Source organism: Actinophytocola sp. (genome assembly GCF_050699915.1).
Taxonomy (GTDB): Bacteria; Actinomycetota; Actinomycetes; order Mycobacteriales; family Pseudonocardiaceae; genus Actinophytocola.
Genome location: NZ_JBOHGA010000002.1, coordinates 31015 through 43117 on the forward strand (window position 1 = coordinate 31015; position 12103 = coordinate 43117).

Genomic DNA, 12103 nt, shown 5'->3' on the forward strand with positions numbered 1-12103 from the left:
TTCGTGTGCCGGAACTGGTTGGCATGGTCAGCTACTTCCCTTCTGCACGGTGGATGTCGGCCGTTTCATCGGCGTCGAACCCGGTCAAGAGTGGCACGGGCGAGGCCCGGGCCGGGTAAGCGAAATACGCAGCCGCCGGGGCGCACAGTCAACGCAATGCGTCCCCGCGGCTGAACTTGTCGCGGACGCGCACGGTGTCGACGTGCCCGTAACGTCCCTTGCGACGGTCCTACTACGGAGGTCACGTGACACCAGCGCACCCGGGTGACGGCGTGATCGCCGTGCTCGCCAGCAGGGTCGGCGCGGACGAGAAACGGCTCTTCGACGCGTTCGACCGGCGCGGTGTCCACTTCGACCAGGTCGACACGCGCGGACAGTGGTTCACGGCCGGACAGCGTGACCTGCCCTGGAGTCTCGTGCTGAACCGGGAGATCGGCCAGGCCCGCGCGGCGTACGCGGCCCGCTGCCTCGCCTCGGCGGGCGTCGAGGTGGTCAACAGCGCGGACGCGACCGAGGTGTGCGGTGACAAGTGGCGTACCACGTTGGCGTTGCAGGCGGCCGGGTTGCCGACACCGCGCACCGCGCTCGGCCTCACCCCGCAGGCCGCGCTGGCCGCGCTGGACTCCATCGGCTACCCGGCACTGATCAAACCGCTGGTCGGTTCGTGGGGGCGGCTGGTGGTTCGGCTGCCCGACCGCGCCAGCGCGGAAGGCGTGCTCGAGTACGTCGCCGCGCTGCCCGGTCCGCAGTCGCACCTCGGGTACGTGCAGGAGCTGATCGACAAGCCCGGCCGTGACATCAGGGCGATCGTGGTCGGCGGCGACCTGCTAGGCGCCGTCTACCGGACCGGTGAGCTGTGGCGCACCAACGTGGCGCTCGGTGCGCAGACCCGGCCGTGTGAGCCGACGCCGGAGATCACCAAGCTGTCGGTCGACGCCGCCGCCGCCGTCGGCGCCGACATCGCCGGTGTCGACCTGATCGAGGACCGCGACGGCCGGCCGCTGGTGCTGGAGGTCAACCACCGGGTCGAGTTCGCCGGCTTCCAGGCCGCGCTCGCCGGCCGGGTCGATGTCGCGGACCGCATCGTCGAACACCTACTGGAACGAGCGCAACGATGAACTGGGCCTTCACTTCGTCCGGCGTTGTCACCGAGATGTACGCCGCCGGGCTGCTGCGCGGGATGCTGGAGATCCCCTCCTCGTCCTACCAGGAGCGCGCGCTGGCCGACTTCCTGGCCGAGGCGATGGTGGACCTGGGCTTCCAGACGCACATCGACGTCGTGGGCAACGTCATCGGCGTGATCGAACGCGGCGACGGCCCGACACTGATGCTGCTGGGGCACATAGACACCGTCCCGGGCCAACTCCCGGTCCGCTCCGAGGACGGCAAGCTCTACGGCCGCGGCGCGGTGGACGCGAAGGGACCGCTCGCCGCGATGATCTGCGCCGCGGCCGGCGCGGTGGACTTCCCCGGCCGGATCGTGGTGATCGGCGTCGTCGAGGAGGAGACCCCCGGATCCCGTGGCGCGATGGCGATCCGAGCCACCCACGACCGGCCGGACGCGCTGATCATCGGCGAACCGAGCGGCTGGTCGAGCGTGGTCCTCGGCTACAAGGGCAAGCTCGACCTGCGCTACACCGTCAAGTGCCCGGCCACCCACCCGAGCAACCCGGCGCCGAAGGCGTCCGAGCTCGCCGTCGAGTGCTGGGCCGCGCTGGTCGACCTGCTCGGGCCGGACGTCGGCCACGACGTGTTCGCCCGGCCGGGCGCGACGCTCTGCCAGCTCAACGGCGACCTGACCTCGGCCACGGCGGACATCAGCGTCCGCACCCCACCGGGGTTCGACGTCGACGCGCTGGTGCGCAAGCTGCACGAGCGCCTGACGGCCGGCAAGCTCGAGGTGCTGAACTCGGTGGCGGCCTGCCGGGTGGGCCGGGCCAACCCGGCGGTCCGCGCACTGGTGTCCGGCATCCGGCGACTGCACGCCCAGCCCCGGCTGCTGGTGAAGACGGCCACCTCGGACATGAACACCCTCGCCGAGGTCTGGGACATCCCGATGGCGACCTACGGCCCGGGCGACAGCAAGCTCGATCACGCCGACACCGAGCACATCCAGTTGTCCGACTTCCTGCGTGGCATCAACGTGCTGTCGATCGCCATCTCGGAGCTGGCACTCCTGCCCGTCGGCTCGGACGACCCGGGAGTCGGTGCACCGCTTGCCGAGAGGAGTCTTCGTTGCCCGACATGACCCAGCGCCTCGCCGCGCTGCCCGCGCCGCGCCGTGCGCAGTTCCTCGCGCTGCTGAGGGCGCAGGCGGAGGACGCGGCCGGCCAGGGTCCGACGCCACGCGGGGACACCGGTCCGGCCCCGCTGTCGCACGCGCAGGAGACCCTGTGGTTCCTGGACCGTCTGGCGCCGGACAGTCCCGCCTACAACGTGTCGTGGTGCACCCGGCTGCGGGGCGACCTGGACGTGGGCGCGTTGCGCTCGGCGCTGGCCGCGGTCGTGGCCCGGCACGAGGCGCTGCGGACCGCGATCGTGTCGCGTGTGGACGGTCCGGTACAGGCGGTGGCCGCCGAGGTCCCGGTCGAGCTGCCGCTGGTCGAGGTGGCGGGTGACGACCACGAGCAGCAGCTCGTCGCCGCGCGGACGTTCGTCGACGAACTGGTCAAGGCACCGCTGGACCTCGCCAGGACGCCGCTGTGGCGCGCGGTGTTGGTCAGGGTGGCGCCGGACGACCACCTGTTCCTGTTCTACGCACACCACATCGCGTTCGACGACCGGTCACTCGGTGTCCTGGCCGGCGAACTGGCCGAGGTCTACCGATCGCTGCGCGACGGCGACGAACCGCGGCTGCCCGACTTTCCCGTGCAGTACCCGGACTACGCGGTGTGGCAACGCGACTGGTCCGACGGCGGCGAGCTGGACAAGCTGGCCACGCACTGGCGGGACGAGCTGACGGGCGCCGAGGTGCTTGAGTTCCCGACCGACCGGCCACGCGGCGACGCGCTGACCTTCGCCGGTGACGTCGGCGGTTTCGCGGTCGGGCACGAGGGCCTGGCGCGGGCGGGGGAGCTGGCCCGAGCGGAGGGCGCGACCCGGTTCGACGTCCTCGTCGCCGCGTTCTTCACGCTGCTGCACCGCTACTCCGGCCTCGAAGACCTGGTGATCGGCTCGCCGGACGCGAACCGGCGGCACGACACGTTGTCATCGGTGATCGGGTTCTTCGTCGACATGATGGTGTTGCGCGGGGACGTCTCCGGCGACCCGACCTTCCGCGAGCTGGTGAAGCGGGTCAAGCTCGTGGCGGCGGACGCGCACGCGCACGGCGACCTGCCGTTCGACAAGCTGGTCGACGCGGTGCAGCCGACCCGTGACCCCTCCCGCTCACCGATCTTCCAGATCGTGTTCGCCCGGCAGCAGGCCGGTGCCGCGACCGACCTGCCCGGTCTCGTGACGTCGACGGAGGTCGTCCGGGTCGGCGTCTCCCGGTTCGACATGAGCTGGAACCTGGTGGAGCCAACGGTTCCCGGCGCCGACGCGCGACTGGACATCGAGTTCAACACCGACCTGTTCGACGGCGAGAGCATCGCCAGGTTCGCCCGGCACTACGACGAGCTGCTGCGCACGCTGACCGCCGACCCGGACGCCCCGCTGTCCGCGGCGGACGTGCTGAGCCCGGCGGACAAGGAGTTCCTCGCCGAGGTCGGCAGCGGGCCGGTGCGGCCGATTCGTGAAACCACTGTGGTGGAACAGTTCGAGGCGCGCGCCGAGGAGGCTCCGGACAGCGTGGCGGTCGTCGTCGAGGACGTCGAGACCAGCTACGCCGAGCTCAACGCCCGAGCGAACCGGCTCGCCGCCCTGCTGCGCGAACGCGGCGCCGAGCCCGGCACGCGGATCGGCCTGTGCCTGCGCAGGAACCTGGACCTGACGACCGCGGTGCTCGCGGTGCTCAAGACCGGCGCGGCCTACGTGCCGCTCGACCCGACGCATCCCTCCGCGCGGGTCGCCGAGATCGCCGCCGACGCGAGCGTGCGCGCGGTGATCGCGCACGCCGACGTCGCCGCGGCCGTGAGCGCGGTCGCCGCACCCGTCGTGACACTGGACGACGTCCGCGCGGAGCTGGCGGCGCTGCCCGCCGAGAACCTCCCGCTCGCCGCGAAGCCCGGCGACGTCGCGTACATCATCTACACCTCCGGCAGCACCGGCCGGCCGAAGGGCGTGCTGCTCGAACATCGCGGCGTGGTCAACTTCATCGACTCCACGCGGGACCTGTTCGACCTGACACCGGCCGACCGGATCCTCGGGTTCGCGTCGATGACCTTCGACGTCTCGGTGTTCGAGACGTTCTCCGCGCTGCTGACCGGGGCCCGCCTGTGCGTGGCGACCGACGACGAACGGCTGTCCATCGACCGGCTCCAGTCCTTGATGGAACGAGCCGGCATCACCGTCATCGACCTGCCGCCGACCGTGATGCCGTTGCTGGCGCCGGAGAAGTTCACCAACCTGCGGATCGCGTTCGTCGGCGGCGAGGCGTTCAGCGGTGAGCTGGTGAACCGGTGGAACCCGGGCCGGCGGCTGTTCAACGGCTACGGGCCGACCGAGTGCACGGTGACGATGATCGTCGAGGAGTGTCCGGGCACCTGGGACGCCTCGCCGCCGATCGGGCTGCCCATGACCAACCACGTGGCGCACGTGCTGGACCGCGAGCTGCGCCCGGTGCCGATCGGCGTGCCGGGCGAGCTGGTGATCGGCGGTGCCGGGCTGGCGCGCGGCTACCTCGACCGGGCCGAGCTGACGGCGGAGAAGTTCGTCACCGACCCGTTCGGCACCGCGCCGGGCAAACGGTTGTACCGCACCGGAGACCTGGTGAAGCGCCTGCCGGACGGGCGGCTGGTCTTCCTCGGCCGGCTCGACCAGCAGGTCAAGATCCGTGGTCTGCGGATCGAGCTGGGCGAGGTGGAGTCGGCGTTGGCCGCCTTCGCCGGGATCGGGCCGGTCAGCGTGCGGCCGTGGACCGACGACGCCGGTGACAAGCACCTGGTCGGCTACCTGACGGGCGTCGGCGAGCAGCAGGTGCCGTCGGTGCGCGCGCATCTCGGCACGGTCCTGCCGTCGTACATGATCCCGTCGTACTTCGTCGTCCTGGAAGAACTTCCGCTTACCAGCAGCGGCAAGGTCGACTGGCGCAGGCTGCCCGCGCCGGACCCGGGCTCGGCGGGCGTCGGGTCGGCCGACGAGCCACGCACCGCGACCGAACGGGTGCTGCTGCGCGAGGTGCTCACCCCGCTGCTGCGCAACGACCGGCTCGGCGTGCACGACGACTTCTTCCAGGCGGGCGGCAACAGCCTCCAGGCCGCACAGCTGATGTCGGCGATCAACCGCAGGTTCGAGGTGGAGATCGCGCTCAACGACTTCTTCGTCTCACCCACGGCCGCGCACCTGGCCACCACCATCGACACCGCCCGCGCCACGCGGCTCGGCGACGACGATCCGCTCGACATGCTGGAGAACCTGTCGAGCACGGAGGCCCCGGCGGACGACGGCCGGGCACCGGTGCTGATGCGACCGCCCGGCCCGGCGCGGGTGATCCTGGTGCACCCGTCGGGCGGTGAGCTGTTCTGCTACGTGCCGCTGGTCAGGGCGCTGCGCGAGGGCATCGGGGTGGCCGGGTTCGCCGCCGACCCGCGGGATGCCGCCCTGGAACCCCGAGACGGCGTGACGGCTGTCGCCACCCGGATCACGCGGGGACTGGTCACGGCCGGCCTCCCGGAGTCGTTCTGCCTGGCCGGCTGGTCCTACGGGGGCGTACTCGCCTTCGAGGTCGCCAGGCAGCTGGAGCGGGAAACCGGTCAACGGCCGTCGCTGTTGCTCCTGGACGCCTTCTACGACGAAGACGACGTCCTGCTCGACGAGGACATGGTCCGCCGGCGGTTCGTGCACGACGTCGCCAGGCTGGCGGGGCAGGACGGCCCGCCGGTGCGCGCGGTGCTGGACGACCCGGTCGCCGATCTGACCGACCTGCGGAAGACCCTGGCGTCGCTCGGTGTCGAACTGGAGCTGGACGACGACGAGCTGGCCAGTCGCTACGCCACCTTCCGGGCGTGCGCGCTGTCGATGCAGTCCTACCAACCGCCGGGCCCGTACGGCGGGCCGGTCACCCTCCTGGCCGCCTCGCCTCGCCCCGCCGCGGAAGCGCAGTGGCGGGCGGTGTGCACGGGCCCGTTCCAGGCCGACGACCTGCCCGGCGACCACTACACGCTGTTCTCGGAACCGGCGCTGGGCCGGATCGTCACCGAGATCGAACGGACGCTCGCGCCCTGAGGAGACGTACATGCGGTTCGGGTTCACCGAGGAACAACAACGGTTCCGGGCGGACGTGCGGCAGACGCTGCACTCCGCCGAGGTGCGCGCGGCGGCGGTCGACGCCACCGGTGCGGACGGCGTCGAGCCGGACGTGCGGCCGCTGTACCGCCTGCTCGGTGAGCTCGGACTGCTCGCCGTGCACTGGCCCGCCGAGTTCGGCGGCGCGGACCGGCCGCTCACCGACGCCGCGATCGTCGCCGAGGAGCTCGTGCGCGCGGGAGTGCCGGACACGTTGCACGTCAACACCATCCAGATCGTCGGCCAGTTCCTGCTGATGGCGGGTTCCACCGCACAGCAGCGCCGGCATCTGCCCGGGCTGGCTCGCGGTGAGCGGTTCGCGTCGGTGCTCTACACCGAACCGGACGCGGGATCGGATCTCGGCGCGCTGCGGACCGTGGCCGAGCCGGACGGCGACGGCTACCGGCTCACCGGCACGAAGGTGTTCAGCCTCAAGACGCGGTTCGTCGACCTCGGGCTGTGCGCGGCCCGTACGACGCCGGATGTCGGGAAGTACCAAGGGATCAGCCTGTTCCTGGTCGACCTGAGCGCTCCCGGTGTGACGGTGACGGTGATACCCGGCGTCGGCGACGAGCAGTTCCACCGGGTCGACCTCGACTCGGTGCCGGTGTCCGGCGACGACCTCCTCGGGCCGCGCGACCAGGGATGGCCGCTGCTCAACGAGGCACTGGCCATCGAACGCACCGGCCTCGACTACCACCTCAAGGCGGAGCACTGGCTCGAGGCCGCGCTGGAGGCGTTGGTCGACCGCGAGCCGGACTCCCCGCACGACGCCTACCTCGAGCAGATCGGCCGCTGGGACGGCGCGCTCACCGCCGACCACGCGCTCGCCTGGGAGGTGCTCACCGGACTCGCGGCCGACCGCGTCGACCCGGTCGCGGCCGCCGTCGCCAAGTACCACAGCAGCGAGCTCGCCCAGAGCATCGCGGCGTGGGCCGCCGACATCCCCGGCCCCGAGCAGCGGGCGAACCGCACCAGGGCGGCCGTGACGCTGGACTCCGCCTACCGGGAGGCGCCGGGGCTCACGCTGTCCGCGGGCACCTCCGAGGTGATGCTGCAGATCATGGCCGCCGCGTTCGACTCCATCGGACAGGAGAAGCGCTGACGTGGACCCGACTCCCGACCCGCTCGTCGTCCAGCTGCGCAAGGCGTTGCGGACGGCTCTCGCCCGCATCCCTGTGCGCTCCGAGGTGCACGGCGCGCCGGTGACCGACGGAGCCGCCGGCCCCGCACGGGCCGTGCTCGACCAGCTCGGCGCGGCCGACTTCGAACGACCCGCTGACGCCGGCGGCCTCGACCTCGGCCTCACGGCCGGGGTGCTCGTCAGCGAGGAGCTCGGCCGCGCGGCAGGCGGAAACCCCTACCGGGCCGTCGCGACGGCTGCCGATGTTGGTCGCCCGGCAGGCGCGGCACTGGCCGGGTTGGAGGCACTGCCGGTCGGCGACGGCGTCACCGCGAAGCCGCGAGGGGACGGCTGGGAACTGACCGGCACGGCCACGGTCGACGACCCGGAACCCGGGCCGCTGCTGGTGGCCACCAGGACGGGCGGCGTGCCGGTGCTCGTCGCGGTGCCGCGCGACGCACCCGGCCGCGGCGTGGCAGCCGGCTGGCCACCGGTCGTCCGGCTCGAGGCGACGCCGGTCACCGAAGCGGACGTGGTCGCGGAGCTGGACGACTCGCTCGCCGGGCCGCTTGCGCGAGCGCGGCTCCGGCAGGCCGCTTACCTGCTGGGCATCGCCGAGGGCGCGCACCAGCTCGCGGTGCGCTACGCCGGTGTCCGTCGGCAGTTCGACACCAGGCTGCGTGACCTGCCCGCGGTGGCCTTCCCACTGGCGCGTGCCGTGGTGGCGCTGCGTGCGACGAGGACGGCGGTGTACCGGGGCGCCTGGCTGGTCGACTCCGGGCACGACCAGGTCGACACCGCGCCGGTCACCGCGCTGGCGATGGCCGCCGAGACCGCGCGCGACGTGGTGCGGGTGTGCATGCAGAGCTGCGGCGTGCGGGCGATGACCCCGGAGCTCGGTCTGCATCGGTACTTCCGGCTGGCCGCGGCCGAGTCCAGCCGCTACGGCGAGCCCGCCGCGCTGTGGCGACTGGCCGGCGCCGCCCGCCTCGACCTGGCCAGGCGCACCGCCACGACCGACCGCGCCGAGTGGCCGGCCGCGGCGGCGGTCCCAGGGCACGTCTGACGGATCTCCGGCCGCGCGACCAAGACCCGCCAGACGCGCCCTGTGCGGGTCAGCCCGCGCGCAGGTCTGCCTGGCTCCCGGGCTTCTCGTCGCCGGGAGCGCGCCCGGTCGGCTGGATGAGCCCGGACCGGTAGGCCAGAGACACGAGCTGGGCGCGGTCGCGGACACCGAGCTTGGTGCGCACCCGGTAGAGATGGGTGCGCACGGTGGCCACGCCGATGGTCAGCGCGCGCGCCACCTCCTCGGTGGACATTCCCCGTGCCACCATCTGGGTGACGTCCCGCTCCCGCGGGGTCAGCTCGGTCAGCTCGGTCACCTCCGGGCACGGCGCGGACTCCAGGGTGTCCGGCTGTTCGCGGAACCAGGTGACCAGGCGCTGCGCGATGTCCGGCGCGAGCATGGTGCGGCCCGCGGCCGCCGCCCGGGTCGCGCTGATCAGATCCTGTGGGCTCGCGTCCTTGCCGAGCAGGCAGCTCGCACCGGCGTGCAGCACGTCGCTGACCGTCTTGTCGGCGTCGGATCCGGTGAACACCACGATGTTGGGCCGCGTGTCCTCCTTGCCGAGCCTGCGGATCATCTCCAGGCCGGAGATGGTCCGCAGGTTCAGGTCGGTGACCACGACATCGGGCCGCGCCGTGCGCACGAGGACGATGGCCTCCATGCCGTTGTCGGTCGTGTCGATCACGTCGATGTCCGGCGCGGCGTCGAGCAGCGTCCGTAAGCCGTCTCTGATGACCGGCAGTTCGTCGCAGATGAGTACCCGAATTGTCATCGTGTTCCGCCTCGATCAGGGTAGCTGGAAGCCTTTGCCGCGACACCGTCCCGAATCTGGCGGATCGTGCTCCCCTTCCGCTCAGCCACGGCGGGCTCCGGCTTCGAGGTCCTGGTCAGCGTTGGGCTGACCACTGACACAACGAAGTGCACCGCGCCGGTCACCAGAGTGACCGGGGCGGCGCTGACGAGCAGCACTAGGAGGCCGCCGAGCCCGGGTCCGCCGATCTGGGCGATCGACGCGCCGGCCCACGGCCCGATAAGGGTCGTTTCGTAGCTCCCCGGTTCGCCCCAGTGATCAGCATCTGAGTTCTTCCCCCTGTTCTAGACGTCGACCCCACACGTCGCGCCGCTATCCGGACCCATCGACCGGATAGCGGCGTCGTAGATGCGCGGAGACGTCATCCATCATGATGCCGTGCGGGAAGTGATCCATAAACATGTACAAATCGCTTCCCGCGAAAATCAAACCTCAATCGGTTCTAGTCCATGTTTCGAGTGAATGTCAACCTTGCCGACGAACAAGCAACGGATCGGACCGACGCGGCGGAGCCGGTGTTCGGCTACATGCACTCGCCGAGGATGCTGCGTTCGGCGGTGTGGCCCATCGGCGGCACGGCCGTTGACCCTGGCCGCCGCGCGGCCCAAGGTCGCGAACCGGACATTCCGTTCGGGCAAGTGATTGCCTGGTCAAGGACCAGCGAACGGTCGCTGCGCGGCATCGGTTCCGGCTATGCTCGAACGCGAGGACGACTACCGCTGGGGCTCGACCGTCCTTTGTCTATAAAGGACATTTGGTAATGGTTTGATCGTTTCACCTGCCCTTGAAACGACTGACTGACGCCGCGTCGACGCGGCAGGACGGGAGGGACAACAACCCGATGAGCCTGGTCGATGTGCACACGGAGTGGGATCCACTCGAGGAGATCGTCGTCGGGACCATCGCGGGCGCGCGAACACCGGTCGCGGACCGGAGCCTGATCGCCGTCGAGTACCCGGAGATGGCGGACGACCCGGAGCGGGTTCCGACCGGCCCGTATCCCGGCGACGTGGTCGAGCAGACCGAGGCCGAGCTCGAAGAGTTGGCGGGTCTGCTCACCGGCCTCGGCGTGACCGTGCGGCGGCCCGGCGGGCGCGACCACAAGTCGATGGTGTCCACCCCGGATTGGAGCACGGACGGGTTCTACGACTACTGCCCGCGGGACGGGTTCCTCACGGTCGGCAACACGCTGATCGAGACCCCGATGGTGCTGCGGTCCCGTTTCCTCGAAGGGTTCGCCTACAAGGAACTGTTCCTGGAGTATCTCGAGAGCGGTACGCGCTGGCTGTCCGCGCCCAAGCCGCGGCTGACGGATGACATGTACGAGCCGAAAGCGCCGGCGGGACAGCGGTTGCGGAACCTGGAACCGGCCTTTGACGCGGCGAACATCCTCCGGTTCGGCACGGACCTGCTCTACCAGGTCTCCGACAGCGGCAACCTGATCGGCGCGCGCTGGCTGCAGGCGGTACTCGGCGACCAGTACACGGTGCACCCCTGCGAGGGTTTGTACACGTCCACACACATCGACTCGACGATCGTGCCGCTGAAACCCGGACTCATGCTGGTGAATCCGGCGCGGGTCAACGAGGACAACATGCCCGAGTTCCTGCGCGGTTGGGACCGGATCGTCTGTCCGGAGCTGGTGGACACCGGGTTCGTCGGCGACCACCCGCATTCCTCGATCTGGATCGGGATGAACTTCCTGGTCGTCGCACCCGGAAAGGCCATTGTGGACAAGCGGCAGACGGGGCTCGTCCGGGAGCTGGAGCGCCACGACGTGGAGGTGATCCCGGCGCAGCTCACCCACACCAGAACTCTCGGCGGCGGGTTCCACTGCGTGACGCTCGACGTGCGCCGCAAAGGCGAGCTCGCCACTTATCGGTAAGCGCCTTCGGCATTTTTTAATTCGCGCTGAGAACGGTCAACGGAAAGCCCGCGGAGTCATGGGAACCGGGTAGGCCCCTTGGCTCGTAGGCGTCTGGCAGGCGTCCGGGCCGTCGTTGCGTCGCGCTGGGGTCGTGACTCAGGTCGCGGGACCGTACAACCGGGCGACGTCGGGCGAGTCGAGCCAGGCGCTGTAGGTCGGTGTCTGCGGCCAGCCGTCCGGGGAGTCCTGCCAGACTTCCTGCCGCCCGTAGGGCAACACGTCGGCCAGCGCGAACGTGAACGTGAGCTGTTCGACTCCGCGCCCGGACGTGTGCCAGGTGCGGTAGACGGCGTCGCCGTCGCGCAGGAAGACGTTGACCCCGAACCCGCCGCCGGCCGGCGCGTCGACGTCGGCGCCGAACGGGCTCTCGGCGGTGGAGTACCACGACATCTTGTTGCCGACGCGTTCGGCGTAGTCGAGGGCGGCCCCGATCGGGCCCTGGGTGACGATCACGAACCGGGCGTCGTAGTTGTCGAGGAAGTCCAGCCGGGTGAACGACGAGGTGAAGCTGGTGCAGCCGCCGCACTGCCACTCGGCGTCCTCCCACATGTGGTGGTAGGTGATCAACTGCGACCTGCCGCCGAAGATGTCGACGAGCCGGACCGGTCCCTCGGCCCCGACCAGGATGTACTCGGGCATCCGCACCATGGGGAGCCTTCTTCGTTGCGCGGCGATCGCGTCGAGCTCCCTGGTGGCCGCCTTCTCGCGCACGCGCAGCTCGTCCAGTTCCTTGCGCCAGGCGTCGTGATCGACAACGGGTGGTGGGGTCATGGTCGACGTCTCCCTTCGGTC

At 70.8% G+C, this 12103-nt stretch carries 9 protein-coding genes; 7 read left to right on the forward strand and 2 right to left on the reverse strand.

The window, feature by feature from the left end; translation table 11 throughout:
- Positions 1 to 245 precede the first annotated feature (245 nt).
- The 5 genes from ACRDSK_RS00785 to ACRDSK_RS00805 are packed head-to-tail and all read left to right on the forward strand — an operon-like array spanning position 246 to position 8573.
- Positions 246 to 1118 (forward strand): RimK family alpha-L-glutamate ligase, encoded by an 873-nt coding sequence (locus ACRDSK_RS00785; protein WP_431437869.1) that lies wholly within the window; start codon positions 246 to 248, stop codon positions 1116 to 1118.
- Positions 1115 to 2248 carry a M20/M25/M40 family metallo-hydrolase gene (locus ACRDSK_RS00790; protein ID WP_431437870.1) on the forward strand — a complete coding sequence of 378 codons (1134 nt, stop codon included), beginning with the start codon at positions 1115 to 1117 and terminating at the stop codon, positions 2246 to 2248. Before ACRDSK_RS00785 ends, ACRDSK_RS00790 begins: the two co-directional genes overlap by 4 nt.
- Entirely contained in the window at positions 2245 to 6324 is a 4080-nt protein-coding gene (locus ACRDSK_RS00795) for a non-ribosomal peptide synthetase (protein ID WP_431437912.1), read from the forward strand. The genes ACRDSK_RS00790 and ACRDSK_RS00795 overlap by 4 nt, the downstream gene beginning before the upstream one ends.
- Positions 6325 to 6334: 10 nt before the next feature.
- A complete protein-coding gene (locus ACRDSK_RS00800; RefSeq protein ID WP_431437871.1) occupies positions 6335 to 7489 on the forward strand; it encodes an acyl-CoA dehydrogenase family protein in 1155 nt (384 codons plus the stop codon).
- 1 nt (position 7490) lies between these two features.
- Complete coding sequence (locus ACRDSK_RS00805) at positions 7491 to 8573, forward strand: acyl-CoA dehydrogenase family protein (RefSeq protein WP_431437872.1); 1083 nt, start codon at positions 7491 to 7493, stop codon at positions 8571 to 8573.
- Positions 8574 to 8622: 49 nt separating this feature from the next.
- On the opposite strand, the gene ACRDSK_RS00810 is transcribed toward ACRDSK_RS00805, so the two are convergent.
- On the reverse strand, positions 8623 to 9345 hold the full coding sequence (locus tag ACRDSK_RS00810) for a response regulator (protein ID WP_431437873.1): 723 nt from the start codon (positions 9343 to 9345) through the stop codon (positions 8623 to 8625).
- A gap of 497 nt (positions 9346 to 9842) precedes the next feature.
- On the opposite strand from ACRDSK_RS00810, the gene ACRDSK_RS00815 reads away from it, so the two are divergent.
- Together ACRDSK_RS00815 and ACRDSK_RS00820 are read left to right on the forward strand one after the other, a co-directional pair.
- Complete coding sequence (locus ACRDSK_RS00815; RefSeq protein ID WP_431437874.1) at positions 9843 to 10145, forward strand: hypothetical protein; 303 nt, start codon at positions 9843 to 9845, stop codon at positions 10143 to 10145.
- 80 nt (positions 10146 to 10225) lie between these two features.
- Complete coding sequence (locus tag ACRDSK_RS00820) at positions 10226 to 11269, forward strand: inosamine-phosphate amidinotransferase 1 (protein WP_431437875.1); 1044 nt, start codon at positions 10226 to 10228, stop codon at positions 11267 to 11269.
- A gap of 138 nt (positions 11270 to 11407) precedes the next feature.
- Here the strand turns inward: ACRDSK_RS00820 and ACRDSK_RS00825 are convergent, their stop codons facing one another.
- Positions 11408 to 12082 carry a DUF899 domain-containing protein gene (locus tag ACRDSK_RS00825; RefSeq protein ID WP_431437876.1) on the reverse strand — a complete coding sequence of 225 codons (675 nt, stop codon included), beginning with the start codon at positions 12080 to 12082 and terminating at the stop codon, positions 11408 to 11410.
- Positions 12083 to 12103 lie beyond the last annotated feature (21 nt).

Excerpts from the sequence above, each read along its gene's own strand:
- ACRDSK_RS00820 (WP_431437875.1), top strand. The coding sequence starts at position 10,226 with ATGAGCCTGGTCGATGTGCACACGGAGTGGGATCCACTCGAGGAGATC.
- ACRDSK_RS00825 (WP_431437876.1), bottom strand. The coding sequence starts at position 12,082 with ATGACCCCACCACCCGTTGTCGATCACGACGCCTGGCGCAAGGAACTG.
- ACRDSK_RS00790 (WP_431437870.1), top strand. The coding sequence starts at position 1,115 with ATGAACTGGGCCTTCACTTCGTCCGGCGTTGTCACCGAGATGTACGCC.
- ACRDSK_RS00795 (WP_431437912.1), top strand. The coding sequence starts at position 2,245 with ATGACCCAGCGCCTCGCCGCGCTGCCCGCGCCGCGCCGTGCGCAGTTC.
- ACRDSK_RS00800 (WP_431437871.1), top strand. The coding sequence starts at position 6,335 with ATGCGGTTCGGGTTCACCGAGGAACAACAACGGTTCCGGGCGGACGTG.
- ACRDSK_RS00810 (WP_431437873.1), bottom strand. The coding sequence starts at position 9,345 with ATGACAATTCGGGTACTCATCTGCGACGAACTGCCGGTCATCAGAGAC.